Annotated in this window: 25 protein-coding genes and 7 pseudogenes; 28 read left to right on the forward strand and 4 right to left on the reverse strand. The window is 68.1% G+C overall.

The window, feature by feature from the left end; all coding sequences use genetic code 11:
* The first annotated feature begins 138 nt into the window (after nucleotides 1–138).
* The gene (locus ACHMWU_RS27175; RefSeq protein ID WP_396048630.1) at nucleotides 139–1,647 is read left to right on the forward strand and encodes a carbon-nitrogen hydrolase family protein; all 1,509 of its coding nucleotides are present in this window, start codon (nucleotides 139–141) and stop codon (nucleotides 1,645–1,647) included.
* A 104-nt stretch (nucleotides 1,648–1,751) separates the two neighbouring features.
* Here ACHMWU_RS27175 and ACHMWU_RS27180 read toward each other — a convergent pair whose 3' ends face one another.
* Nucleotides 1,752–2,135: an FCD domain-containing protein gene (locus ACHMWU_RS27180; protein ID WP_396048631.1), complete on the reverse strand. Its 384-nt coding sequence runs from the start codon at nucleotides 2,133–2,135 to the stop codon at nucleotides 1,752–1,754.
* Entirely contained in the window at nucleotides 2,132–2,464 is a 333-nt protein-coding gene (locus ACHMWU_RS27185) for a GntR family transcriptional regulator (protein ID WP_396048632.1), read from the reverse strand. Before ACHMWU_RS27185 ends, ACHMWU_RS27180 begins: the two co-directional genes overlap by 4 nt.
* A gap of 202 nt (nucleotides 2,465–2,666) precedes the next feature.
* Here ACHMWU_RS27185 and ACHMWU_RS27190 point away from each other — a divergent pair.
* The 18 genes and pseudogenes from ACHMWU_RS27190 to ACHMWU_RS27275 form a co-directional block, all read left to right on the forward strand.
* A pseudogene (locus ACHMWU_RS27190) lies at nucleotides 2,667–2,789 on the forward strand (flavin reductase family protein); the annotation flags it as partial.
* A gap of 64 nt (nucleotides 2,790–2,853) precedes the next feature.
* Nucleotides 2,854–2,979 (forward strand): annotated as a pseudogene (locus ACHMWU_RS27195) (hypothetical protein); the annotation flags it as partial.
* The gene (locus ACHMWU_RS27200) at nucleotides 2,934–5,258 is read left to right on the forward strand and encodes an acyl-CoA dehydrogenase family protein (protein ID WP_396049249.1); all 2,325 of its coding nucleotides are present in this window, start codon (nucleotides 2,934–2,936) and stop codon (nucleotides 5,256–5,258) included. The pseudogene ACHMWU_RS27195 and the gene ACHMWU_RS27200, both read left to right, overlap by 46 nt.
* Nucleotides 5,255–5,581: pseudogene (locus ACHMWU_RS27205) on the forward strand (aldehyde dehydrogenase family protein); the annotation flags it as partial. The gene ACHMWU_RS27200 and the pseudogene ACHMWU_RS27205, both read left to right, overlap by 4 nt.
* 61 nt (nucleotides 5,582–5,642) lie before the next feature.
* Nucleotides 5,643–6,757 (forward strand): annotated as a pseudogene (locus tag ACHMWU_RS27210) (aldehyde dehydrogenase family protein).
* A 54-nt stretch (nucleotides 6,758–6,811) separates the two neighbouring features.
* Nucleotides 6,812–7,687, forward strand: a pseudogene (locus ACHMWU_RS27215) (oxaloacetate decarboxylase); the annotation flags it as partial.
* On the forward strand, nucleotides 7,684–8,844 hold the full coding sequence (locus ACHMWU_RS27220) for an FAD-dependent oxidoreductase (RefSeq protein WP_396048633.1): 1,161 nt from the start codon (nucleotides 7,684–7,686) through the stop codon (nucleotides 8,842–8,844). The pseudogene ACHMWU_RS27215 and the gene ACHMWU_RS27220, both read left to right, overlap by 4 nt.
* A 58-nt stretch (nucleotides 8,845–8,902) precedes the next feature.
* A pseudogene (locus ACHMWU_RS27225) lies at nucleotides 8,903–10,325 on the forward strand (aldehyde dehydrogenase family protein).
* 86 nt (nucleotides 10,326–10,411) lie between these two features.
* Nucleotides 10,412–11,221, forward strand: a complete 810-nt coding sequence (locus ACHMWU_RS27230; protein ID WP_396048634.1) for a hypothetical protein — start codon at nucleotides 10,412–10,414, stop codon at nucleotides 11,219–11,221.
* 11 nt (nucleotides 11,222–11,232) lie between these two features.
* On the forward strand, nucleotides 11,233–11,868 hold the full coding sequence (locus tag ACHMWU_RS27235) for a hypothetical protein (RefSeq protein WP_396048635.1): 636 nt from the start codon (nucleotides 11,233–11,235) through the stop codon (nucleotides 11,866–11,868).
* Nucleotides 11,859–12,236: a hypothetical protein gene (locus tag ACHMWU_RS27240; protein WP_396048636.1), complete on the forward strand. Its 378-nt coding sequence runs from the start codon at nucleotides 11,859–11,861 to the stop codon at nucleotides 12,234–12,236. The genes ACHMWU_RS27235 and ACHMWU_RS27240 overlap by 10 nt, the downstream gene beginning before the upstream one ends.
* Nucleotides 12,237–12,245: 9 nt before the next feature.
* Nucleotides 12,246–13,490 (forward strand): Rieske 2Fe-2S domain-containing protein, encoded by a 1,245-nt coding sequence (locus ACHMWU_RS27245; protein ID WP_396048637.1) that lies wholly within the window; start codon nucleotides 12,246–12,248, stop codon nucleotides 13,488–13,490.
* Nucleotides 13,487–14,242 (forward strand): hypothetical protein, encoded by a 756-nt coding sequence (locus ACHMWU_RS27250; RefSeq protein ID WP_396048638.1) that lies wholly within the window; start codon nucleotides 13,487–13,489, stop codon nucleotides 14,240–14,242. Before ACHMWU_RS27245 ends, ACHMWU_RS27250 begins: the two co-directional genes overlap by 4 nt.
* Nucleotides 14,243–14,545: 303 nt before the next feature.
* The gene (locus tag ACHMWU_RS27255) at nucleotides 14,546–15,151 is read left to right on the forward strand and encodes a hypothetical protein (RefSeq protein ID WP_396048639.1); all 606 of its coding nucleotides are present in this window, start codon (nucleotides 14,546–14,548) and stop codon (nucleotides 15,149–15,151) included.
* Between the two features lie 123 nt (nucleotides 15,152–15,274).
* A complete protein-coding gene (locus ACHMWU_RS27260) occupies nucleotides 15,275–15,553 on the forward strand; it encodes an SDR family NAD(P)-dependent oxidoreductase (RefSeq protein ID WP_396049250.1) in 279 nt (92 codons plus the stop codon).
* Complete coding sequence (locus tag ACHMWU_RS27265; RefSeq protein ID WP_396048640.1) at nucleotides 15,538–16,422, forward strand: SDR family NAD(P)-dependent oxidoreductase; 885 nt, start codon at nucleotides 15,538–15,540, stop codon at nucleotides 16,420–16,422. The genes ACHMWU_RS27260 and ACHMWU_RS27265 overlap by 16 nt, the downstream gene beginning before the upstream one ends.
* Nucleotides 16,415–16,720, forward strand: a complete 306-nt coding sequence (locus tag ACHMWU_RS27270; RefSeq protein WP_396048642.1) for a hypothetical protein — start codon at nucleotides 16,415–16,417, stop codon at nucleotides 16,718–16,720. Before ACHMWU_RS27265 ends, ACHMWU_RS27270 begins: the two co-directional genes overlap by 8 nt.
* Nucleotides 16,721–16,722: 2 nt before the next feature.
* Nucleotides 16,723–17,562 carry a hypothetical protein gene (locus tag ACHMWU_RS27275; protein ID WP_396048644.1) on the forward strand — a complete coding sequence of 280 codons (840 nt, stop codon included), beginning with the start codon at nucleotides 16,723–16,725 and terminating at the stop codon, nucleotides 17,560–17,562.
* Between the two features lie 23 nt (nucleotides 17,563–17,585).
* On the opposite strand, the gene ACHMWU_RS27280 is transcribed toward ACHMWU_RS27275, so the two are convergent.
* Both ACHMWU_RS27280 and ACHMWU_RS27285 read right to left on the reverse strand, forming a co-directional pair.
* Nucleotides 17,586–17,741: a hypothetical protein gene (locus ACHMWU_RS27280; protein ID WP_396048645.1), complete on the reverse strand. Its 156-nt coding sequence runs from the start codon at nucleotides 17,739–17,741 to the stop codon at nucleotides 17,586–17,588.
* Nucleotide 17,742: 1 nt separating this feature from the next.
* Complete coding sequence (locus ACHMWU_RS27285) at nucleotides 17,743–18,414, reverse strand: class E sortase (protein ID WP_396048646.1); 672 nt, start codon at nucleotides 18,412–18,414, stop codon at nucleotides 17,743–17,745.
* A 138-nt stretch (nucleotides 18,415–18,552) separates the two neighbouring features.
* Here ACHMWU_RS27285 and ACHMWU_RS27290 point away from each other — a divergent pair, with 138 nt between their 5' ends.
* The 9 genes and pseudogenes from ACHMWU_RS27290 to ACHMWU_RS27330 all read left to right on the forward strand — a co-directional run.
* Complete coding sequence (locus ACHMWU_RS27290; protein ID WP_396048647.1) at nucleotides 18,553–19,059, forward strand: hypothetical protein; 507 nt, start codon at nucleotides 18,553–18,555, stop codon at nucleotides 19,057–19,059.
* Between the two features lie 174 nt (nucleotides 19,060–19,233).
* Nucleotides 19,234–20,547: a hypothetical protein gene (locus tag ACHMWU_RS27295; protein WP_396048648.1), complete on the forward strand. Its 1,314-nt coding sequence runs from the start codon at nucleotides 19,234–19,236 to the stop codon at nucleotides 20,545–20,547.
* Nucleotides 20,548–20,589: 42 nt separating this feature from the next.
* Nucleotides 20,590–20,979, forward strand: a complete 390-nt coding sequence (locus ACHMWU_RS27300; RefSeq protein WP_396048649.1) for a hypothetical protein — start codon at nucleotides 20,590–20,592, stop codon at nucleotides 20,977–20,979.
* The gene (locus ACHMWU_RS27305) at nucleotides 20,976–21,236 is read left to right on the forward strand and encodes a hypothetical protein (RefSeq protein WP_396048650.1); all 261 of its coding nucleotides are present in this window, start codon (nucleotides 20,976–20,978) and stop codon (nucleotides 21,234–21,236) included. The genes ACHMWU_RS27300 and ACHMWU_RS27305 overlap by 4 nt, the downstream gene beginning before the upstream one ends.
* A gap of 132 nt (nucleotides 21,237–21,368) precedes the next feature.
* The gene (locus ACHMWU_RS27310) at nucleotides 21,369–21,890 is read left to right on the forward strand and encodes a hypothetical protein (protein WP_396048651.1); all 522 of its coding nucleotides are present in this window, start codon (nucleotides 21,369–21,371) and stop codon (nucleotides 21,888–21,890) included.
* Between the two features lie 32 nt (nucleotides 21,891–21,922).
* Nucleotides 21,923–22,429, forward strand: a complete 507-nt coding sequence (locus tag ACHMWU_RS27315; protein WP_396048652.1) for an ABC transporter ATP-binding protein — start codon at nucleotides 21,923–21,925, stop codon at nucleotides 22,427–22,429.
* Nucleotides 22,422–22,679 (forward strand): hypothetical protein, encoded by a 258-nt coding sequence (locus tag ACHMWU_RS27320; protein ID WP_396048653.1) that lies wholly within the window; start codon nucleotides 22,422–22,424, stop codon nucleotides 22,677–22,679. Before ACHMWU_RS27315 ends, ACHMWU_RS27320 begins: the two co-directional genes overlap by 8 nt.
* A gap of 18 nt (nucleotides 22,680–22,697) precedes the next feature.
* Complete coding sequence (locus ACHMWU_RS27325; RefSeq protein ID WP_396048654.1) at nucleotides 22,698–24,944, forward strand: ABC transporter permease; 2,247 nt, start codon at nucleotides 22,698–22,700, stop codon at nucleotides 24,942–24,944.
* Nucleotides 24,829–25,194: pseudogene (locus ACHMWU_RS27330) on the forward strand (ATP-binding cassette domain-containing protein); the annotation flags it as partial. The gene ACHMWU_RS27325 and the pseudogene ACHMWU_RS27330, both read left to right, overlap by 116 nt.
* Between the last annotated feature and the right edge of the window lie 31 nt (nucleotides 25,195–25,225).

Genomic DNA, 25,225 nt, shown 5'->3' on the forward strand with positions numbered 1-25,225 from the left:
ATTGCAGAAATCATACAAGATATATGAATTGGAGTCGCCTGATGGTGCGAGTCGCAGCCGTGCAGTACGCCGTAGGTGAGGACGTCGACGAGAATCTGGCCACGGCGCTGCGGATGATCGACCGCGCGGTGGCCGAAGGTGCCGCAGCGCGTCGTGCTCCCAGAGTTCGCCAATCACGTCTCCTGGTATGGCGATCGCGAGCATGCTCGCCGCAAGGCCCAGTCGCTCGACGGCCCGTTCGTGACTGCACTCGCGGCGAAGGCGTCCGAGCACGCGATCTACCTGATGGCCAACTGCACGCTGCTGCGCGAGGACGGTCGCGTGGGCGGCAGCAACATCCTGTTCGCGCCCGATGGCGAGGTGCTCGCCGTCAGCGACAAGCAGGTGCTGATGGGTTCTGAACGAGACCACATCGACACCGCCGTCGACCGGGTCGGTGTCATCGACACCCCGATCGGCCGCCTCGGTCTCTACTCCTGCATGGACGGTGTCATCTTCGAGACTCCGCGGACCCTCGCCGTCGAAGGCGCGCAGCTGCTGCTCAACAGCCTGAACTCCTTCGCGCTCGACGAGGCGTCCCTGCACGTTCCGGTCCGTGCCGCCGAGAACAAGGTGTGGGTCGTTGCCGCCAACAAGGTCGGCCCCCTGGTCCCGGAGCACAGCATCGAGCAGGTCGCATCGCGCGTGGGCGTGCCGGTCGATCGGCTGCACGGTGCAGGTGAGAGCCAGATCGTCGCGCCTGACGGCACCGTGGTCGCGTGCGCACCGCGCACGGGCGAGGCAGTCGTCATCGCCGACATCGACGTCTCGCTGGCCGATGACAAGTCGCGTCCCGACGGCACGGACGTGATGGCCGGACGTCGGCCTGAGCTGTACTCGGCGCTCGCCGACGAGCCGATCGGCCGTCGGGCCGCGGCAGGAGCGTCTGAGGTCCGAGCCGCTGTGCTGTCGCCGCAGGCAGGCGATGACATCGCAGCCCTGGTGGCCGAAGCCGTGGCTGCAGGTGTCGAGCTGCGTGGTGCTGCCAGAGCTGGCAGCACACCAGGACGGACTGGCCAGCAACCCGGCGTCGGCGGCGCTGTCCCCGGAGGCGCTCGCGACGCTGCTCGCCGGCACGCAGACGCTGGCCGTCACGAGCTTCATCGACGTCTCGGGTGCTCACCTGGGAGCGGTCGTCTCTGCTCGTGGCATCGAGCCGACCAAGGTCAGCTGCACCGCAGCGACCGCCACGGAGACATCCCGTCGACCGTCGAGGCGCAGAAGCTGCCGATCGCGGTGCACAGCGCACCGTGGGGCCGACTCGCGGTCGTCGTGGGCGACGATGCGCTCTACCCCGAGACCTTCCGGCTCGCGGCCCTCGCCGACGCCGACGCCGTCGCGGTCCCGTTCACGGTGGCCGAGCAGTTCGACGTCGACCTCCTGCTGCTGGAGCGGGCGGCCGAGAACCGGCTGAACCTCGCGATGTCGTCGCGCCGCCACCCCGAGCACGGCGGCGGCGTGCTCATCCCGCTCTCCGGCGACTTCACCTTGTGGGGCGAGTGGGACAACCCGTTCGTCGGTGTCATCAGTCGCCCGACCCGATTCACGCCGACGGCTCGGTCGCCGTCGCTGTGCTTCGTCCGGTGTGCGCGACCAACCGCTTCGTGAGCCGTGGCACGGACGTCGTCGACGGGCGGCCCTGGCAGCTGGCCGCACCATTGGTCGACGCGAGCCGGTAGGAACAGTGGCTCGGTGCCGCCTGGCTCACTCGGTCAGGACGGCGCCGGGTCTGCGTTCTCGCGAACGGCCAGGGCCTCGAGCAGCGCCGTCTCGGTGCTGTCGAGGTGGGCGACCCAGGAGTTCTTGAACTCCTCGACCTTGCCTGCGCGGGCCAGGTCGAGCAGGAGTCGATGCTCGTCGATCCGGCCCTCCTGCGTCTCGGGCTTGTGGTCGAGGTCGGCCATCAGCAGGTGCAGGTAGCGGTCGGACGCCTTCCAGAGCAGGCGCAGGACGTTGGAGTCGGCGGGACCGATCACGTCGAGCAGCATCGCCTCGTGGAAGGCGTGATGCTTGGCGGCCAGTCCGGACGGCTCGCGCTCGATGCCGATGTACTCGGCCAGCGCGCGCTCGGCGTCGGCCAGTCGTTCCTCGGTCATGACCGGTCCGGCGCGCAGGCACAGATCGGCCTCGACCAGCTTGCGCAGGCGGTAGATGTTGCGGAGTCGTCGGACGTGACGGTCGCGACCAGCGCGGAACGGCCCGGGCGCAGGCTGATGACGCCTTCGCTCTCGAGTCGCCGCAGGGCTTCACGGACCGGGATGTGGCTGATGCTGAAGCGCTCGCACAGGTCGACGATGGAGACGGTGGAGCCCGGGGGGAGGTCACCGTTCAAGATCGCCCGGTGGAGCGCATCGGTAACCCGGTCGACCAGGGAGTGGTGCGCGATCGGCCGGACGCCGGTGGCGCCGTTGGAGCGTCGACTCATGCGTTGTCCTTCAAAGAAGTGTGTTCGGGAGCAGGGGGTTGATCGGCGGCTGCGCAGGCAGTCGCCACTGAGGATCATATATTCGACGCGGCGAGAATGACAGACCGCGGGTACGCGCCTCCTTACGCGAAGAACAGATATCGTATATTCTTGTACGACAAGGAGGTGGACCATGGTTGATGCAACGACGTTCCGTGACGTGATGGCCCAATGGCCCAGTGGGGTAACGGTCGTGACGACGCTGTCTGGTGACGAGGCATGGCACGGAATGACGGCGAGTTCATTCTCGAGCGTGAGTCTTGATCCACCACTGGTGTCGATCTGTCTGAGTCGCAAGCCTCTACAGCCATCAGCTGATCGAAGACAGTGGCATCTTCGGCGTCAACGTCCTGGCCAAGGACCAGACCGATGTCGGTCGACGGTTCGCCGGCATGGATCCTGGCGTCGAGGACCGGTTCGCGGGCGAGTCGTGGACGACCGCCGCCACCGGAGTGCCGCTGCTCGACTCGGCGCTCGGCTGGTTCGACTGCCGGGTCGTGCACGCCTACCCCGGTGGAGACCACACGATCTTCGTGGAGAGGTCCTCGCCGGTCATGCTGCCCGCAGGTCCGCCCCGCTGCTGTTCCACTCACGAGGCTGGGGCCAGTTCGCCGACGTGCTGCCTGACGTCGCCACGCTCGCCGACGGCGGAGTGGTCTCTGGGCTGGTCGCTGCAGGCCTGTCCACCGAGGTCGCGCACGTGGCGACCGGCGTCGCGCAGGCCGGTGCCAGGGTGCGGGTCGCCGACCTGAGCACGGCCGTGACGCTGGACGAGGCCGCAGCACTGGTGCCGCGCACGATCCCGCTGGAAGCTGCGAGCGTCCTCGTGTCAGACCGGCAGCAGGCCGACCTCGCCTTCACTCTGGGCGTCGGCAATGCAGAGTTCCTGCTCGATCCTTCCGACGCGGTCGAGGTCGACCGGGTCATCGCCGCGGTCGATGGGATCGCCGACCGCTGCGCCGTGCACCTCGAGGATCCGTTTGCGGTCGAGCGCATCGATGCCGTCCTCAGCACGATCGAGCGTCTCGGCCGAGCCCAGGTCCTCGAGATCGGGCTGATCGACACTGCAGGCGGGGCCACCCCGCTGCGAGTGCGTGCCCTGCTGCAGGAAGCGGTCGCGATTGCTCGGCCGACGCCGTTGCGCCTCGGACTTCACGACCGCGACCGGCTCGGCCTGGTCAAGGCCATCACCGCGCTCAAGAGCGGTGTCCGCCACTTCGACACGACGCTCGGCGGACTGGCCGGCGCCGTGGCCACCGAGGACTTGATTCGACTCCTCGAAGAGGTCGACGTCGACACCCCCGTCGACACCTCCGCCCTGGTCGTCCTGGCACGAGAGCTTCGCCACCGCGCCACCGTCGTGCCCACCACCCCCACCCAGAACTCCTCCGTGCCTGCCCTGGCCGGAGAACCCGAGATAGTAAGGAGCCACAGGATGACCCAGAAGCTGACCGCAGAGGTCCTGATTCCTGATCTGACCCCGGCTGAGCGAGCACGCATGGAACGGGTCGAGTCCGTCCTGCCCGCGATCGCCGCCGCGGCTCAGGAGGCCGACGCCCTCGGGGCCTTCCCCGAAGGTCACGTCAGGCCCCTCGCCGACGCGGGCCTGCTCGGCCTGGTCGTTCCCGAAGAGTTCGGCGGTCTCGGCGGCGGCCTTCGCGACCTCGCCGCGACGACCTACGCCCTGGGCACGGTCTGCGGATCGACGGCTCTGGCGTACTTCTTCCACTGCTCGGCCTCCTCGCGCGGCATGCTGCCGCTGGCAGCCGTCGAGGCCGGTCTGTACACCGACGAGGAAGTCCCCGTCGTGCGTCAGTTCGCCGAGAAGGTCCTGCGCCGGATGGGTGCCGAGCAGATGATGCTCGCCAACTTCGCCAGCGAGGCGGTCAAGGCCAGCAACGCCAACGTCCTGATCTCCACCACGGCGACCGCGACTGAGGGCGGCTGGCTGCTCAACGGCGAGAAGTCGTTCGGCTGCCTGTCGGGCACCGCCGACTACTACCTGGTGACGGCGCGCCGTGAAGACGTGCCGGGCATCGACGGGCTCGGTCTGTTCCTGGTCGCGCGCGAGTCGGCTGGTGTGCGTCCGCGCGCACCGTGGCAAGGTTTGGGCATGCGCGCCTCCGACAACCACGGGCTGGTGCTCGAGGACTGCTTCGTCCCCGCTGACGAAGCCCTCGCGATCCCCGGAGGATTCACCCGGGCCACGCAGATGTCGCGCGGCTCGTGGGTCGGCAACCAGGTCGCCATCGCAGCGATCTACGCCGGCGTTGCTCGCGGCGTGTGGGAGTACGCCCTCGACCGCACCATGAGCGCGAAGTTCGCCGACACCGGCAAGCCGATCGCGTCCAGCCCGATGCACCAGGTCCTGATCGGCAACGGCGAGACATCGCTCGGCGAGGCGCACCTGTGGCTGCGCCGTCAGATCGACCTCGAGGCCAGCGAGCCGCCGATCCTGCCCAAGGACGAGGTCGTGGCCAGCTGGAAGCTTGCCAAGGGTGCGATCTGTGAGCATGCTTTCGCTGTGGCGATCGATGCGCTCAAGATGTGCGGAACATCCGGGGCACTCATGGACAACGTGCTCGGCCGTTCGCTGCGCGACACCGCGATGGGCCTCGTCCAGGCCTTCCCCGCCGAACGCGGCAAGCTCGACCTGGCGAAGGTCATCGTCGAGCGTGAGGGCTGGGCTGGTCTGACCACGCGCGACGCGATGGCCGACAGCACCGCCGAGAAAGCCAAAGTGGCCGCGCGATGAGCTACACCGAGCGGCTCGCCCGCGCCGGCCTGGAGCCCCAGCGGTCGAACAAGCCGGTTGACGGCGTCTGGTCGGCACCGGCCGACGTCCTCGACCTCGTGCTCGAGGATCCGTTCACCGGCGAGCAGGTCGGCAAGGCCGTGGCGAGCAACGAGGACTCCGTCGAGGCGGCCTTGGCTGCTGCCGACCGCGTGCACACGAGCGGGGCATGGAGCGATGTCTCGATCGAGCGTCGTGCCGAGATCCTCGACGCGATCGGCGCGGCCCTGCAAGGGGAGCTTCCGCGCCTCGCGGCCCTCGAGTCGTTCGCGACGGGAGTGCCGGTCCTGCAGACCAGCATCGTCGGCGTGATCATTCCGGGGCGCATTCCACCTGGCGGCGCAGATGCTGCGCGACGGCGTGCTGCTCGAGACGAGCACGGGCGAGCACGGCAATCCGGTCGAGGTCTTCCGGCTGCCGCTCGGTCCTGCGCTGAGCCTCGTGCCCTGGAATGCTCCAGCCCCCATGGCTGCGCACAAGGTGGCCAGCACGCTGGCAGCCGGTGCACCCTCGTTGCTCAAGCCGAGCGAGTACGCCCCGTGGGCACGACGGCCCTGGCCCGTGTGGTCGATGCGGTGCTCGCTGAGAACGGCGCACCGGCCGGCACCTTCCAGCTTCTGCACGGCGGTTCTGCCGTCGGCGGCCGGATGGTCAACGACCGGCGGATCCGCGCGGTCTCCTTCACCGGCGGGCTGTGGGCCGGCCGTGAGATAGCTGCTGCTTGTGCGTCGAACTTCACCGCGCTGCAGCTCGAGCTGGGCGGCAACAACGCGCTCGTGGTCATGCCTGACGCCGATGTGGCCGAGGCAGCCCGTCGCGCTGCTGACCTGCTGACGACCCTCAACGGGCAGTGGTGCCGAGCTCTCGGCCGACTCATCGTGCCGGCCGAGCTCGCCGACCAGGTCGTGGCCGAGATCGGTGCCCGCATGGCCGATCTGACCGTCGGCGACCCGCTCGAGCAGACCACCGATCTCGGCCCGATCGTGCACTCGGGTCACCGCGACCGGCTGCAGGCCGACATCGACGAGCGGGTTGCGGCTGGCGGCACGGCCCACTCGACCACGAAGCTTCCGGACGGACCGGGCAGCTTCTTGGCGCCGACCCTGATCACCGGGGTGCCGTCCGCGGCGGCGCGCGACGAGATGTTCGGCCCGGTCGCCACGGTCCACACCTACGAGACGCTCGACGAGGCCGTCGCGCTGGCCAACGACACTCCCTTCGGTCTTGAAGGATATGTCGTCGGCACCGACACCGAGGCTGCTCTCAAGGTCGCGCGTCTGGTGCGCGCAGGTGAGGTCAAGGTCAACGGCTCCACGATCATGAGCTTGCACCTGATGACTCCGCGTCCCGCGTGGGGTCTGTCGGGCATGGGCGAGGAGGGCTCGGTGGAGACGATCCGCATCTTCACGGGCGCTCGTGTCGTCGGTGTCGAGGGCGGTTACGCCCTGCACGGGCGATGACGTCCTCTCGACGTTTCGCAGACGGGGAGCTCTGCGGATCGACTTCGGGCCCTTCTCCATGGGTCCGAAGTCATCCGGTTGCCGGGTGTGTACGACGCGATATCGGCCGGACTGGCCGCTGCAACGGGGGCCCAGGCAGCTTGCCTCTCGGGGGCGACCGTGTCGGCGGTCGACCTGGGTCTTCCCGATTTCGGCTTCGTGCACGGCACCGACATCGCCCGGCGGGCAGCGGCACTGCTGCCTGCTCTGGGTGACGTTCCCCTGCTGGCCGACGCCGACACCGGCTACGGCAACGCCTTGCAGGCGAGGCGTACCACCCAGGCCTACGCCGCCACCGGCATCGCCGGGCTCCACCTCGAGGACCAGGTCGCACCGAAGCGGTGCGGTCACCTCGGCGGCAAGGAGGTCGTCAGCGTCGACGAGGCGGCATCCCGGATCCGTGCCGCGGTCGACGCAGACACCGGGCTGGTCATTGTGGCTCGCACCGATGCACTGTCGGTGCTGGGCAGCGAGTCCGTCGTCGAACGGTGCCGCGCCTTCGCGGCGGCCGGTGCCGATGCGGTCTTCGTCGAGGGTGCCGGGATCGACGATCTCGAGGCGGTGTCCGACGCGTTGGCGGCCGATGGCCGTCCGTTGCCTCAGATGTACAACAGGTCCGAGGCCGGCGGACCGATCGATGCCGGGCCCGATGACGCGCGCCTGGCCGAGGCCGGAGTACGACTCGTGATCCACCCGGTCTCGGCGGTCCTCGCCGCGGCCGAAGCGATGCGACAGACGATGGCGGCGATCGTGGGCACGGGACACGCCGGTGCGGTCGACCGGATGGCCTGGAGCGAGCTGACCGACCTGGTCGGCCTGCCCGAGCTCCTGCAGGACGAAAAAAGATACGCCGCACCTGCGGCGGCTGTGACGAAAGAGGTACAGGGATGAGCCAGGTCCGCACCGATTCGGTGATCGTTGCAGGCGCAGGCGCGGTCGGCCTGACCGCTGCACTGGTGGTCGCGCGGGCAGGAGTCCAGGTCACGGTCCTGGAGGCCGGCGACGACCTTGCGACCGAGTCGCGAGCCTCGACCTTCCACCCGCCCAGCCTGGAGATGCTCGACGACCTCGGGGTCCTCGACGAGCTGATGGAACGCGGCATCGTCTCGACCAGCTTCCAGTACCGCGATCGGCAGACCGGCCCGATCGCGAACCTCGACCTGGGAGCCCTGTCCGAGGACACTCGTTTCCCCTTTCGAGTGCAGTGCGAGCAGAGCAAGCTGACGCCGATCCTGCTCGCGGCGCTGCAGTCGCTGGCCAATGTCACGGTGCACTTCGGGCAGCGGGTCGTCAAGGCCGAGACGACGGCGGACCGGGCGACCGTGACGACCGAGATCGGCGACGTCTTCACCGCCGACTGGGTTCTGGGCGCCGACGGATCCAACTCGCAGGTGCGTCAGACCGCTGGCTTCACGTTCGAGGGGATGACCTACCCCGAACGCTTCCTGGTCGCCTCGACGACCGAAGATCTCGAGAGCATCCTGCCGGGCATCGCTGCCGTCAACTATGTCTTCGACCCCACCGAGTGGCTCGTCGTGCTCCGCACCCCCGAGCACTGGCGGATCCTCTTCCCGACCGACCAGGACAGCCCCGACGAGGTCGAGATCGACCCCGCCCGGATCCAGGCGCGTCTGGCCGGTGTCGCCGACCTCGGTCGACCGTGGGACGTCCTGCACACGACGCTCTACCGGGTGCACCAGCGGGTCGCCGACACGTTCCGGAAGGATCGACTGATCCTGATGGGCGACGCCGCCCACATCAACAACCCGCTGGGCGGCATGGGCATGAACAGCGGCTTGCACGACGCCGTGGTCGAGGCCCAGGCCCTTCTGGCGCTGCTGGACGGATCCGGCTCGGAGGCTGAGCTGGACGCAGCCTGCGAGGCCCGTCGCCAGGTCGCGCTGTCGTACGTCAAGACGATCACCCACGACAACTGGGAGCGCCTGCGTCAGACCGATCCGGCCGCCCAGCAGGCGTACCACGACGGCTGCGTGCCTTGGCGGCCGATCCCGAGCGGATGCGGACCCACCTGCTCAACACCTCGATGATCAACTCGTTGCGACTGGGCAAGCCCGTCGCGGTGCTCGGAGGAGCCAGCACGTGATCGTGCGGGAGAACCCTGCACGGATCGGCGAGGCGGTCGGCCAGGTCGACTTCCACGACGCCGACGCGGTCGACCGCGAGATCAGGCTGGCGGCTGCCGCGCAGCGTGCGTGGGCAGCCACGTCGGTGGCTGACCGGGTCCGGTTGGTCGAGGCTGCTGCCGACGCCTTGGAGCCAGAGCTCGACGCGATTGCCAAGCTGACGGCTCGTGAGACCGGCAAGGTCCTGGGCGATGCTCGGGGCGAGGCAGCCTTTGCGACGACGGTGCTGCGCTGGTACGCCGGCCGCGGACAGGCTGCTCGCGGACACGGTCACCGATGATGATCGCGGGCGCCTGGTGATCCGTCACCGGCCGTTCGGCGTGATCGGGGCGATCACCCCGTGGAACGCTCCGCTGATCTTGTCGATGCTCAAGGTGGCGCCGGCGCTCGTGGCCGGCAACGCCATCGTGGTCAAGCCGTCTCCGTTGGCGCCGTTCGGCGTGACCCGCATGTTGGAGACCGTGGCTGCGCAGCTTCCCGAGGGCTTGGTCCGGGTCGTGCACGGCGAGGTCGAGACGGCCACGGCGCTGGTCGGCCACGAGCTGGTGTCGCGGATCGCGTTCACGGGCGGCGACGTCGCCGGCCGGGCCATCGCGTCCCTGGCTGGGCGTTCGCTGACCCCGAGCGTCCTCGAGCTCGGGGGCAACGACCCGGCCATCCTCCTGCCCGACGCCGACCTCGACGATGCTGCGATGGACCGGTTGGTCATGGCGGCCTTTGCGACCAGCGGCCAGGTCTGCATGGCAGTGAAGCGGCTCTACGTCCCGGCAGACCGCCGCGACGAGATGGTGGCGGCGCTCGTGGCCGCCGCACGGCGGGTGCTGCACGTCGGCGATCCACTGACGGCCGGCGTGACCATGGGACCGGTCGTGAGCGCTGCATCGGCCGCCCGGATCCAGGGGCTGGTCGACGACGCCAGGTCTGGTGGCGCCGAGGTGGTCGAGATCGGCACCGTGGTCGGCGACCTGTCTTGCGGACACTTCGTCCGGCCGACGCTCGTGCTCGGTGCTGCCGACGACGACCCGGTGGTCGCGACCGAGCAGTTCGGCCCGACCTTGCCGGTGCTGACCTACGACTCGGTCGACGAGGCGGTTGCTCGCGCGAACTCGACCGAGCTGGGGCTCTGCGCCTCGGTCTGGTCGAGCGACGAGGAGCGAGCCTTCGAGGTGGCTGCTCGTCTGGAGGCCGGATTCACGTTCGTGAACACGCACAATCGCACCGGGATGGCGCTGCGCGCGCCATTCGGCGGAGTCAAGCGCTCGGGCTGGGGCCGCGAGTACGGCGACGAGGGCTTGATGGAGTACGTGCAGGCCTGCGTGATCCATGCTCCGGCGGTATTTCGCGCTGGCGCTGCTGGCCTCGCGGCCAACGCCTACCCACAATAGTGAGAAATGTTGGACGGGATCACCACAGCGCAACGAAGATAGAATATATTGTTTTGAAACGTGTGCGGAAAGTGGAGGGATAGGGCATGAGTCAGAACCTCAAGTCGGTTCAGGAGTACTTCGACGAGGCGGGTCCCACGGACGTCACCTCGCTGTTCGCTGATTGGAAGGCGCTGATCGACCGCATGGCCGCCAAGGTGGCCGACCGGTTCGACCTGGTGCGTGATCCTTCGACCGACTCGCTGGAGAGCTTCTCCTCCGAGAACGGACCGTCCGGCAGCGTGCGCGCCTACGCCGGATCCGAGATCGACTGGATGATCCACTCGCACATGGAGAGCGCCGAGATGGGGTTCGTCAACGTGCATCTCACGATCTGGCTCGGGCCGCACATCCGGGTCCCGCACTTCGGCATGGCGCTCGGCGCCTTCCCGCAGGGCTGGCTGTTCCTCGACTCGGTGCCGCGCAGCAACCTGATGACAGACACCGACTCCTTCGACCGCTACTACGAGCCGTTGAACGACGAGTGGGAGAAGATCCAGGCCGAGAACGACTTCATCGAGCCGTTCGTCAGCCGCAGCGCCTTCGTGCGGGCCAGCCTGTCGCCCACCGCGTTCTGCTTCATGGCACCGGGTGACCAGCGCACCACCGACCTCGTGACCGATCTGGCCGAGCGTCAGCTCGACCGCTGGTTGGGCTGGGTCGACGCCGCCGAGCGGGTCCCGGTCGAGGAGCAGGCCGAGCTGGCTGCCCAGGACGAGCTGACTCGTCGCAACATCGCTGAGCGCGATCCCGCCAACGAGATGGGCGATCGCTTCTTCGGTCCCGAGAAGACCCGGCAGCTGATCCGTGCTCTCTGGGGCGGCGACCGGGTTCTGCCCCGCGCCCACCTGCGCTGAGGACGAGAACTGTGAACACCACCGGGTCGACGACATGGGTGCGGGCACACCGGACGGCAGTCCGGGTGCCCGGCACCGAGGCGCCGTACGACACTGCGCACGTCACGATGCGGTACCCGGCGCTGGAGGCGCGCAATGACGTCGAGCGGATGAGTGGCGCACTGGCCGCCGATTCCACCGGCGCCCCTTATCCCGTCGTGATCGTGGTGCCAGGCATCAACGTCGCGTCGTTCGGTTACCTCGACCTTGCCGTCGCTCTGGCGCGCGCCGGCATGGTCGTGGTGACTTTTGACTGGGTCGCCGAGCTCTTCCCCGGTCAGTTCGGGCTGACGCCGGGAGTCGACTTGACGGCGGTCGGTCCTGACACCTACGGCACCAAGCCGACGACCGCCGCACTCGGCGCGGTGCTCGACGCGGTCGCGCTCGCGCAGGAGGAGGGTCCGCTCGCCGGTCTGCTCGATCTCGACAAGATCGGACTCTTCGGGCACTCCGCCGGTGGAACCGTGACGTTGCAGTCGGCACGCACCGAGTGGTTCCCGCAGGTGCGCGCGGTCGTGACCTACGGAGCGCACACGATGGCGTCGCAGCAGTCGGCCATGCGCCGGGGACGCTGCTTCCTGCACTGGTCGACGCACCCGTGCTGCTGATCGGTGGCACGTCCGACGGCGTCGTCGCCGCCAGCGCCATCCGCTACGGCGAGGAGGCCGGTGCCCCCGGGCACGACCCGATCGAACGCACGTGGAGCGAGGCGCTGCCCGCGACCACCGAGGCCTGGCTGGTGCTGCTCGCCGACGCCGGCCACATGTTGCCTGCCGGACCGGAAGATCCCACCTCCGCCCGCGGCTTCCTCGAAAGCCCGCCCGCCGCCGACCAGGACCACCTCCGCACGGTCCTGATCGAGCTGGTGACCACTTTCTTCTCGGCACGGCTCGGAGCCGATCCCGAGGCCAAGGTCGAGCTCGACCGCTGGCACGACCAATCCCGCCCCGAAATCGCCGACATCCGTCGACGCTAGGAGGAACCCATGTTCAAGAACTTCTGGTACGCCGTCGAGTTCAGCACCGACCTCGAGGTCGGGAAGCCGAAGAAGGTCAAGATCCTCGGCCAGCAGCTGGTGCTCTACCGCAAGAACAGCGACAACTCCGTCGTCGCGATGTCCGACCTCTGCGTGCACCGCGGCGCTGCCCTGTCGGGCGGAACCATCAAGGACGACTGCATCGTCTGTCCGTACCACGGCTGGGAGTACAGCCCCGACGGTGCTGTGCAGAAGGTCCCGGCGCAGCCCGACAAGGCCATCCCGCGCAAGGCCCGTATCGACTCATACCCGACCCAAGAGAAGTACATGTTCATCTGGGTCTACATGGGAGACCTGCCCGAGGACGAGCGCCCGCCGATCCCCGACTGGTCCGAGATCGACGACACCGAGACCTACCGCGCCGTCACGGGCTCGTTCCTGTGGAACTCCAACTACGAGCGCATCCTCGAGAACGGCGTCGACGTCGCCCACACGCCGTTCGTGCACGGCGGCGTCTTCGGCAACCCGGAGAAGCCCGAGGTGCCCGAGTTCGTGATGGAGGAGTCCGACTGGCACTGCAAGATCTCGATCGTGCTGAACCCGCCGCGCTCCAAGGGCATCTGGGGCATGATCAACCCCAACCGTCAGGCGCTGGCCGATCGTCCGCCGGTGCCGGTCTCCACGACGTGGTACCTGCCCAACATGATCCTGCTCGACGTCGGCACCCCCATGGGTGCGATGAAGATCTTCGACGTCAACATCCCCATCGACGACGAGTGGACACTCGTCAAGTTCGTCGCGCTGCGCTCGTTCTTCAAGGGCAAGTGGGCTGACCGCGATGCCCGCCGCCGGGTGTTCAAGGTCCTGTACGAAGACCAAGCGATCGTCGACAACGTCCGGCCCGAGCTGCTGCCGTTCGACCTCTCGGCCGAGCTGCACATCAAGAGCGACCAGAACGCGGTCAAGTACCGTCGCCGCCGCCAAGGCTCATCGAGGCGGGCTGGGGCGTCGAAGGCAACACGATCGTCGGCGAAGGCGGCGCCCGGGTCGAGGCCCGGGTCATCCCGTCCCCGACGCGCAAGTCCGTGCCCGAGCTGGCCAATGCCTGGAACTTCAAGGAGGTCCGCAGCCGCGAGATCCTCGAGGGCCGCGGCGAGACGACACCGCCCCGCGTGGAGCACCGCCTGGTGCTGCACGACGACGATCCCGCTCCGAAGCCGGCCGCCGCGACCGATGAACCCACCACCAGCGTGAAGGAAAACGTACTGAGCCTGCCCCGCGATCTCTGCCTGGGAACTCTCGACACACTGATCGACCGGGCCGGCCTCAAAGAGGTGGCCGGCGCCGACGGTGGTCCGGCGATGACCCTCAGCTCGACGATGGGTCCCGACCCGGTCGGCTCGGTGCGCATCTTCACCGGCGACAAGGTGGCCAAGGCCGTCTACGTCGGCATCGTGGTCCCGCAGATCGGCCTCGACAGCCACATGGTGTTCGCGTTCATGCCCGCCGACTCGCCGGTGCCGCACTTCACGCTCGACTCGGTCGGTGCCGGCGGTTACCACGCCTTCCACCTCGACCTGATCCAGCGCGTCGACAACGCGACCCACATGGTCTACAACGACTGGGCGCACACGCCGCTGACCGAGACGTTCACCCAGGTCGGCGAGATGGAGGGTCTCACGAAGGCCAACCTCGAGCCTCGCCAGACGTCCGTCATGTCGCCGTGGATGCTGGCGAGCCGTGCCTCCGAGGAGGCCTTCGGCCACCTGGGCGGGCCGGTCGGCAGACTCCTCGACCACTGGTTCTCGTTGGTCGACAACGACGTCCCGGCCGAGGTGATCGCCGATGTGGCCGACACCGATCTCGCGGTCCGTGACGACCGCAATCGTCGGTTGCTGTTCAGCCCCGACGTCGACAAGGTGTGGGCGCAGATCTCGCGACTCATCACCGAACCCGTCGCCGAGAGCATCCGCAAGCAAGCCGTCACCAACGAGGTGTCCGCATGACCACCACGACCGAGGCCGTCGTCGAGACCAGCGAGTGGCAGAAGAAGATCGAGGGCGAGTGGCACGGTATCCCGGGCCTGTTCGACGCCCAGGGCAATCACGTCGGCTTCGAGTCGATCGCGCGTGCCAGTGAGGTGACCGCCGAGGGCGCTCGCTACTGGATGGACTCCAAGCTTCTCCGGAGCAGGACCGCTGCGCAACCGCTTCGAGCTCGGCGCGCAGTTCGACTTCGGCGTCGTCGACTCCGACGAGAACCGGGTCTACACCGGACCCGACTTCTACGGCACCGGCCAGCCCTATGGCTTGTTCGTCGAGGCCAACTACTACTCGCCGGGCTGGCAGGCCGACCTTCGTACCTGGAACCAGGTGCTCGCCGACGGAGAGACCCAGGTCTACTCGTCTGTCCTGCACGACGGCTGGACGGTGTGCGCGGTCTTCAACGGCGTCTACAAGCGGACCACCGACCGCGAGACCAATCCGGCCACCCAGAAGCTCGTCGACGAGTGGCGTGCGCTGGAGCAGGAGCGCGGCTCGCGTCCCCAGGTGCTGCCGACCAAGCAGGCAGGCGCCTGGACCGGCACGCTCTTCGTCAACGATGCCGACCAGCAGACCGAGGGCACCGTGCAGGTGCGCATCGACCACGAGCCGACGTCGCTGCGGTCGGCTCGGCACACGGTCACGTGGAGCGGTCACCTCGATCGCCAGTACACGTTCGACCGCTACCGCGACGGCGCACGCACGATGTACGAAGGCCCCGAGGTCTTCGGCAACGCCACGTCGTACGGCCGGGCACTCTTCACGGTGCAGCACCTGGTCGGCGCCGACAACACGGGTGTCGAGAAGATCCGCGGACGTGAGTTCCTGATCGATCCCGACACCCGCGAGCTGGCGATCGTCTGGCAGCCGTGAGCGGCGAGACCACGACGCACTTCGTGCACGGCTCCTTGACGTGGGAACCTCGGTGACCACCGGACGAGTCGTCGTCGTCACCGGCGGTACGCGCGGTATCGGCCTGGGCCTGTCACGTGGCTGCTGGCCCGCGGTCACCAGGTCGCGGTCTGCGGTCGTTCGCAGGCTTCGGTCGACACCGGCGTCTCGGCGTTGCGAGAAGGTCTGGCTGATCCCGGACGGGTGCTCGGGGTCGTCACGGACGTCTCCGACCGCGCCGCCGTGCAGGCACTGTGGGACCAGGCGGCCGCGCACTTCGGCCGCGTCGACATCTGGATCAACAACGCCGGAGTGTCGGCGCCGCGGGGCCCCCTCGCGGAGCAGCCGGCCGAGTCGTCGACGGGGTCGTGCAGACCAACCTGATCGGCGCCTTCAACGGCTCGGCGATCGCGCAGGCCGGCATGTCGTCGCAGTCCGGCGGCGGCTGGATCTGGAACATGGAAGGTTTCGGGTCGCGGGGCGAGCACCAGCCCGGCATGGCGACGTACGGTGCGTCCAAGCGCGCCGTGCAGTACCTCACCGAGGCATTGATCCGCGACGCCAAGGGCAGCACGGTCAAGGTCGGCTTCCTGTCGCCGGGCATCGTGGCCACCGATCTGCTGGTGGGCGACTACGAGGGGCATCCCGAGGAGTTCGAGAAGGTCAAGAAGATCTTCAACATCCTCGGCGACCGGGTCGAGACGGTCACCCCGTGGCTGGTCGAGCAGGTCCTCGACGCCGACAAGCACGGTTCGCGCGTCGCCTGGCTGACCAAGCCCAAGGCGATGGGCCGCTTCATGAGCGCTGGATTCCGCAAGCGCGACATCTTGCACCCCAGGAGGCCTGATGAACGGCTCAACCACACCTCTGCTCGCCAGCAGCATCAACGTCTGCGAGGAGTACGGCGTAGCGCTGGCGATCGAGGACTTCGTCCCCGTCGTCCTGGCCAGCGCTGCCCTGATCATCACGGCCCAGGCCGTCGGTCGGCGCGTGCCCAGCGTCTTCCCGGTCGCGCTGATCGGCGCCATCGTCGTCGCGCTGGGTGGCCTCGGCAAGGCGACCTGGAAGCTGTTGGTCGCCACCGGTTGCTGGGAGTACCCGATCCTCGAACGGATGCTCTTCCCGTGCCTGGCCTTCGGGTTCAGTGCTCTGGTCTGGGCTCTGCTCTCGGCCAAGCGAGGCAGCGTGCTGCCGGGCTGGCCGTTCGCCGCCTTCCCGGTGGGAGCCGCGATCGGCGCCCTGTGGATGGGTGAGAACTGGCCCCTCCTGATCGCCGCCGCAGTGAGCGCATCTGCTCTGGGCATCACCGCCGCGGTCATCGCCTTCAAGGCGGGCAAGCCCGGTGTCGGTGCACTGTTCGTCCTGTACGTCCTGGGCACCAACATCCTGCCGCCGTTGGCCGCTCAGCCGGACCAGTCGGCCGAGCTGCAGTGGGCCGAGCAGCTGACCAATTCCGTGGTGCAGTTCTGCTTCCTGCTGGGAGCGTTGTGGTTGCGCGAGTACCTGCCGACCAAGGCCAAGGCAGGCCAAGAGGCTGGGGTGCTGAAGTGACCGTGGATCGTCTGGGCTGGCGTCGCAAGTTCGGCGTCATCGCGCCGAGCACCAACACGATCGTGCAACCCGAGTTCGACTCGATGCGCGTTCCAGGTGTCACGTCGCACTACGGGCGGATCTACATCCCGGACGGTCGGATCGCCGACGACGAGGGCATGGAGAACCTGCTCGAGCAGATCCGGGCCAACATGGACGACTGCGTCCGGAGCCTGATGACCATGCAGCCCGACTACATGGTCATGGGCATGAGCGCCGAGACGTTCTGGGACGGGGTCGAGGGCAATCGCCAGTTCGTCCAGCAGATCCAGGACCTCACGGGCGGGCTGGGCGTCGCGACGGGTGCCGAGGGCTGCGAGCGTGCGCTCAATCTGTTCGGCGCCAAGAAGATCGCTGTCGTCACGCCCTACACGCCGATCGGCGACACGAACGTGCGCAAGTTCTTCACCGAGCTCGGCTTCGAGGTCGGTCAGATCAAGGGTCTGTCCGTCAACAGTGCCGTCGAGATCGCCCAGGTGACGGAGAAGACCCTGCGCGAGTCGCTGATCGAGATCAACGACTCCGACGTCGACGCGATCGTGCAGTGCGGCACGAACCTGTGCATGACCGAGCTGGCCGACGAGGCCGAGCGCTGGCTCGACAAGCCGGTCATCGCGATCAATGCCGCCACGTGGTGGATGGCCCTGCGCGAGAACGGCATCGACGACCAGCGCAGGGCTACGGAACGCTGCTCCGCGAGCACTGACCCCGCCCCCTCCCCGCTGAGGAGGTACTTATCGCCCCATGAGGAGGTAGTTGACGCCCTGTCCATGGGCAGCAACTACCTCGCCGAGGGGCGATAAGTGCCTCGTCAGCGGGGAGAGGGTTAGCCGACGACGACCTCTTCGATGGGCAGGTGCGGCTCGAGGGCCGGGAAGATCACGGCCATCAGGAGCCACAGGACCAGCAGCACGAGAAGGATCGCCTCACCTACCTTGACTGCGGTGGGTCCGGGCAGCAGTCGCCAGATCAGTGAGTACATGTCAGTCCGCCACTTCTTCCGGTGGGCCTGCAGCCAAGGAACGTTCTTCGACGAGCTGTGCGCCGACGACGAGCCGCTCGCTCGATCCCCATCGAGGGTGGCAGGTGACCAGGGTCATCGTGCGTGCCTTCGCCTTCTCTCCGGGCTTGCCGGCCACGGGCGCCAGGATCTCGGTGTGGGTCGGCGCGATGATGCGGGACCAGGTCACCTGGTAGGTGAACCAGCCGTCCGGAGCCTCGACGTAGATCTTGTCTCCCTCGACCAGCCGGTCGAGATTGGCGAAAGGCTCGCCGTGGGTTGCTCGGTGCCCGGCGACGGCATAGTTGCCGACTTGCCCGGGCAGCGCGGTGTCGGGGAAGTGGCCAGGTGCCTTGTTGAGCGTCTTGATGTCGACGCCCTCCACGACGACCCATTTCCAGTCGTCACCGAGGCGCGGGATCTGCAGCACGTTGAGACCGTCACCGGTCTCGCGCTGGACATCGCCGGCGGGTTGGTTCTTCTGCTGCTGTGAGCGGAACTCCTGGAGCAGGTCGTCCTGGGCCGCGGCTGCCTGAACGTTGGTCCAGACGAGGAGGTAGAACGCGAGCGCAGCGAGCAAGGCTCCGGCCGTCAACAGGAGCTCTGCGAAGACGCGGAGGACCGTTGGAACAACGGAGGAAACAGGGCTCGACACGTGATTAATATATCATGTAGACTTGTCGTCGCCCCTTGGATATGAGGTGCGATCCTGCACGCCCTCGTTTTGGAGTGTGTCATGCCAGCTAGACCTATGAGGTCGTTTCTCGCCATTTTGGTGGTCCTGGGCTCTACCATGCCCGGCTTCTTCGTGGCGAGCGCCTCGGCTGCACCAGCCGAACCGGTCGTGCCCACCGGCGGTTGCTGGCGCTACGTGCCGGGTCCCGGCACCGAGGTCGACGACGTCACCGGCATCACCGACATCAGCACGGCGCTTGAGCCGTGGGCCGCGGATCCCGAGCCGAGTCTTGGCACCGCAGGAGACACCGTCGTCGGAGGAGTCCGTACGTTCAGCCTCGGCATGGCCGAAGGTCCGTCGCTCCTGCCTCAGCTGACCGAGACATCCGGCACCGCGACGTACTTCTTCGACGTGATCGATCCCGAGGCGCAGCGCACAGCGCTCGACCCGATCGTGGTCGACTTCGACGTTCCTGTCGGCGCGACAGCGATTCCCGAGACGGTCGCCGAAGGATCGTTCCCCCCTTGCCGTGGCCGGCGCTTCCGCACTGATCCTTCGCGCTGTGTACTTCGACCTGCCGGGGCTCGCCCAGCGGTTGGCCTGCAACGGACAGACCACCGGTGATGCCACGATCAACCCGGCCACGACCCCTCAGGACACCTCGGTGGTGGCGAGCCTGGCGACGGTCGCGGCCACCGACCTGACCGTCACGCGGGTGGTCGGTCAAAGGTCGTCAACGCGGCCCGTCCTGGCGACGAAGTGCAGCTGAGCCTCTCGGGATTCGCCTCGGAGACCCCGGTGGAGCTGGGATTCTGTGGACCGTCCGCAGCTGGCTGTGGACCGACGACACCAGTCACGACACTCGCCGACGGCAGCAGCACGGCCAAGCTCACGGTGCCCGCTGACGCGGCTACGGGCGCTGGCTCGATCCGGGCGACATCGCAGGTCGGGGGCGACGACGTCGTGCTCGACCAGCAGCTGAGCGTGCTGGACAAGCCGGCGCTCGAGCTCCTCTCGACCTCCACCTCGACCCGCCTCAACCTGACCGGCGAGCAGTGGGACCCGCTGCGGCCGGTCCGCGTCACGGCTGTCGACGACAGCGGTGACCGTGTGGGCTCCTCGGTGCGCGTCGAAGCCGGAACGGGCGGCGCCCTGACGGCCCGGGTCACGGTGCCGGACGACGCCGAGGTGGCGTCTGTCGTGGCCGTGCAGCAACGTCCCGGCTCCTCGCTCGAGGCGACGGTCGACGTCGATCTCGGCGGCGGTGGTGGTGGCGGTGGTGGCGAGACGGAGAACGAGAACCAGAACAACGGCGGCGGCACGACGACCACGCCGGTGGCCTCGGCCCCGGCTACGTTGCCTCTCGACATCCCCGCACCGGTCGACATGCCGGTGACGAGCGTCGACGGCCCCCAGGCCGGGGCGCTCCCCGCCGACGCGCTCGCCGTGTCGAAGGTGAGACTGGCAGGCTCGACCGGGCTGGCCGACCTGTTCGGCGGCGGGCCGGAGCGAGTGCTGCGGTTCCAAGTGGAGAACGTCGGAACGGTCGACGCGGTCGCACCCGGTCTCAGCATCGCGGTCGGCAAGGGCGATGACGCTGATCCGATCTACACGTCGGACGGCTTCGGCCGGCTGGCGCCGGGCGACAGCCTCAACGTCGAGATCCCGATCAGCCTGTCCGCCGGCGCGTTCGGCGTCTACACGATCACCGGTCAGCTCGGCGCGGGTGAGTCCGGGGCGTTCACGGTCGAGTGGGAGACGTATCCGTGGGGCCTGTTCGGCCTCAACGCCTTGGGGCTCCTGCTGATCGTCTTCGCGGTTCGCCGTCGGGTGTTCGCTCCGAAGCCGAGCCGGGTGAGCGCCTTGGTCGCTGCGCCTGGCGCCGGCGTGGCGGCGCATGGCGATGCCGGTGCTGCGGTCATCGACCTCGACGTCCTGGAGAAGTGGTGGGCCCTGCAGTCCGATGACGCCGGCCTCCCCACGCCGGTCGGTGTCGGTGCGACGGCCGACGCCGTGGTCGACGTCGACGCGGTCGAGCGCTGGCTCGAGCGCTGTTCGTCGCGGAGTGCGGAGATGGAACATTCTGCTCAGAGAGCCTCGTCGGCAAACTAGATATCCTATATAGTAGGTCCCATGTTGACGAGAGGGCGTTCCATGGCTGAGGAAAACGGCGGCTCGACGCAGCCCCGTGACCGGGCACTGGGGGTGCGCTCGGTAGTAGTCGCGGCCGCCGCCGCCCTCGCGCTGGTGGGGTGCGGCGCCATCGCGCCCGGCTCAGGCGGTTCCGACTCGCCGTCCGCCAGCCCCTCGGCCAGCAACGAGAGCGTCAAGGTCGTTTTCGTCGGAGTCGACCTCGACGCGGTCAAGAAGCAGACCAAGCTGGTCACCGCCTCGACCGGCGACCCCAAGGCCCAGGTCCAGGCGCTCGAGGACTGGGTCAATGCCAACGGCGGTCTGGGCGGACGCAGCTCGACGCCGTCTTCCGCTGGTACGACGCCCAGGCCGACTCGCCGGCGGCCGAGGAGCAGCTCTGCAACCAGGTGACCCAGGACGACAAGGCCTTCGCCGTCGTGCTGACCGGACAGTTCCAGTCGAATGCACGTCCTTGTTATGCACAGCGCAAGACACTGATGCTCGATGCGACCTTGGTCGCCAACGACCAGAAGCTGTTCGACGAGCTGGCTCCCTATCTCTGGTCCCGAGCTTCCCCGAGTACACCGGCTTCACCGCGTCCTACATCGACGCCCTGTCGACCCAAGGCTTCTTCGAGGGTCGCAAGAGGCCGCCATCGTGGCTGCTGACACGCCTGTCAACCGACGCACGATCGAGAAGCTCGCTGTCCCGCAGCAAGAAGCTCGGCATCGCCGCCGAGGTCGGCTGGGTCGACACGACCGACATCGGCTCGATCTACATGGGTTCGGGAGCAGGCCGCCGTGACGTTCGCCAGCGGCGGAGTCGACCGAGTGATGTTCCTCGGCGGCTCACGACTCGCCTCGATCTTCGCGACGATCGCCGGCTCGAAGCAGTTCAACGCGACCTACGCCATCTCGAGCTTCGACAACCCGTCGTTCTTCGTCAACAACCCCGACACAGTGCCCTCCAACACGATGGACGGCATGGTCGGTATCGGCTTCCACCCGCCGCAGGACGTCCCGGACAAAGAGATGTCCTTCCCGTCCGGAGATGCTGAGAAGGAGTGCCTCGAGATCTACTCCGAGGCCGACATCTCGTTCAAGACCCGCGAGTCTGCGCGCGTCGCCTTCCCGTACTGCGACGCCGTCCGTCTGCTGAAGCTGGGTGCTGACGAAGCATCCGGAGACCTCAGCGCGACGACCTGGGGCGAAGCGGTCGACAAGGTGGGTGGCGACTTCCAGACCGCGGCCGGCTTCGGCAACGCACTGGGCAACGGCGGCCGTGCCGCAGCCGGCGCCTACCCGGGCGATCAGCTTCGATGACGAGTGCCGCTGCTTCGTCTACAAGGGTGAAGATGTCGCGTTCACCGAGTGACGCCAAGGCTCCGGCCCTGCGCGTCGATCAGATCAGCGCGTCGTACGGTCCCGTCCAGGTCCTGTTCGGCGCGAGCCTGACCGTCGAGCGCGGTGAGATGGTGGCGCTCCTCGGTCCGAACGGGGTCGGCAAGAGCACGACGCTGCGGGTCATCGGCGGGCTTCTGAAGCCCGACGCCGGGTCGGTCCACCTCGGGGGCGTCGACGCCACGAGCTGGTCGCCTCGCAAGCGCGTCGAGGCCGGCCTGAGCCAGGTCATCGGCCAGTCGGCCTTCGGATCGCTCAGCGTCGTCGACAACCTGACGATGCACGGGTACGCGGCCAAGGACAAGAAGTGGGTCAACGAGGCGGTCGAAGCTGCTCTGGCCATCTTCCCGCGGCTCGACGCTCGACGGAACCAAGCCGCATCGACGCTGTCCGGCGGAGAACGTCAGATGCTCGCCTTGGCCAAGGCGATCGTCAACGACCCGAGAGCTTCTGGTGATTGACGAGTTCTCGCTGGGACTCGCCCCCGTCGTGGTCGGTGGTCTGTGCGAGCTGGTCAGACGCCTCAACGAGCGCGGCACATCGGTGCTGGTCGTCGAGCAGTCAGTCAACGTCGCGCTCTCACTGGTGCACCGCGCCTACGTCATGGAGAAAGGCGAGATCATCGCTGAGGAGTCCGCAGCCGTGCTGTCCGCCGATCCCGAACGGATCCGCACCCTGATGCTGGGTGGCCACGTGGCGGAGGGCGTATGAACACGATGCTGAACACCCTTGCGGTGGCCGAGGCCCGGATCACCTGGGCGGATTCGACTTCGGCGTCGACCGACTCGCGATCGGTCTGTTTGCCGGCCTGACCTACGGTCTGCTGGCGGTCGGCCTGGTGCTGGTCTACCGGTCGAGCCGGTTCGTCAACTTCGCCCACGGTCGATCGGCGTCTTCGGCGCCTCGATGCTGGGCCTGCTGGCTGGCGACTGGGGAATGCCCTACTGGGGGGCCTTCCTCCTGGCCATGGGTGTCGCGGCGGGTCTCGGAGCGGCGATCGAGTGGATCGTCGTCCGTCGCCTGGCTGGCCGTCCCACGATGATCGGCATGATCGCGACGCTGGGACTGTCCGAGTTCATCTTGATCTTCGCGTTGATCATCAACACCGACGGCGTCACCGGATTCACCTTCCCGCGCCCGCCTGGTCTGCCCGAGTTCTCGATCGGGGCCACTCAGGTCGGGACGCCGCAGGTCGCGATGGTCACGCTCGGCCCATTGCTGCTGCTGGCCCTCGGCTGGTTCTTGCGGCAGCACCGCGTCGGGATCGCGATCCGCGCCGCAGCCGACGACAACGACGCAGCTCTTCTCGACGGCATCCCGGCCAAGCGCATGGCGACCCTCGCCTGGGCGATCGCCGGCGGTGTCGCTGCCTTCTCGGCGATCCTGGTCACCCCGACCACAGCCGGTCAGTCGATCGACACCCTCGGACCGGACATCCTGCTCAAGGGTCTGGCGGGAGCTGTCATCGCCCGCATGTCGTCGATCCCGATCGCCGTCATTGCCTCGCTCGGCGTCGGCGTCCTCGAGCAGTTCTTGCTGTCGAATCCCGACACCCGCAACATGGTGCCGCTCGCGCTGGGCGTCATCATCGTCATCGCGCTGCTGACCCAGCCCGCTCTGGGCCGCGCGGCCCGCGAGCGTGTCGGCTGGCAGCGGATCGTCATGGTGCCGTTGCCGCAGGAGTACCAGAAGCTGTGGGCCGTTCGTTGGTTCCCCCGCATCATGGGCGCCATCCTGCTGGCCGGTTCGGTGGGACTGGCCTACACGATCAGCAACTCCACGGCCTCGGCGTTGATCAACGTCATCGGATTCGCGTTGGTCGGACTCAGCGTCGGACTGCTGACGGGTGTCTCCGGGCAGCTCTCGTTGGGCCAGTTCGCCTACGCCGGTATCGGTGCGGCCGTCTCGGTGCACGCGGTCTCCACGACCGGCAACTTCGTCCTGGGCGTTGGCGCGGGAATCCTCGCCGCAGCCATCTGTTCGGCACTCGTCGGCATTCCTGCGATGCGTCTGCAGGGGCTCGCGCTCGCGGTGTCGACCCTGGCGCTGGCGCTGGCCACGTCGGGCTGGCTGCTCAAGCTCGACAGCTTCCTCGGCTTCGGCGTGCAGCCGGAGAAGCCGACCTGGTTCGGCTACGCCCTCGAGCTCGCGGTCGACTACTACCTGTTCGCCCTGCTGATGCTGATCCTCGCGATGTGGTTCGTGGCGAACCTGCGGCACAGCGGCTTCGGCCGAGCCCTGCAGGCCATCCGCGACAACGAGGACGCGGCGCGCGCCTTCACGGTCCGCAGCCGCATGCGCAAGCTGCAGATCTTCGCGCTGTCCGGCGCCGTGGCTGGTCTCGGTGGCGCGGTCATCGGACACAGCCAGACCGAGCTGACCGTCAACTCGTTCCCGGCCGGCGCCAGCATCGACGTCGTCGCGATCGCCGTGGTCGGTGGTCTCGCGCTGACTGGTGGACCCGTGCTGGGTGCCCTGATCATCATCGGCATCCCGAGCCTGTGGGCGCTCGACCTGCCCGGACAGGCAGCGCTGGCCATCGGCTGGCTTCTCGTGGTGGTCCTGCTCAAGGACGGGCTCGGCGGCATCATCTGCAAGGTCCGCGACTGGTGGGCCGACGGTGTCGCACGACGCGCCGGGATCGACGTGGAACGTGCCCGGCTGGGCGCCGTGGGCGATGCGGTCTCTCCTTTGGCCTGCGAGCTCCGGCTCGAGGGGCTCAGCACCCGCGATCCTTCCGAACGGGGAGATCAGCGATGCTCCGGTGCTGTCGGTCAATGCGGTCACCCGCCGGTTCGGCGGAGTGCTCGCGGTCGACGAGGTGACTCTCGACGCGGCGCAGGGCGAGATCGTTGGCATCATCGGTCCGAACGGCGCCGGCAAGACGACGCTGTTCGAGATCATCGCCGGCTTCACCGCGCCCAACCAGGGCCAGATCGTCTACGGCGGACGCGACGTCACCAAGTCTTCGCCTGAAGACCGGGCCAAGGTCGGCCTCGTGCGGTCCTTCCAGGACGCGGCGCTCTTCCCGACCCTGACGGTGCACGAGACGTTGATGCTGGCCCAGGAGCGGGTGGCCCCCTCGGGCCTTTGGGCTGCATCGCTGGGTGGACGCGCCGCCGAGCGGCGCAAGTCCGAGATGGCCGACGAGCTGCTCGAGCGGATGGCGCTCACGCCATTCGCCCGCATGAGCATCTCCGAGCTGTCGACCGGTACCCGGCGCGTCGTGGAGCTGGCCTGCCTCCTGGCCCTCGAGC

Origin of the sequence: Aeromicrobium sp. UC242_57 (genome assembly GCF_044452305.1) — a bacterium.
Taxonomy (GTDB): Bacteria; Actinomycetota; Actinomycetes; order Propionibacteriales; family Nocardioidaceae; genus Aeromicrobium.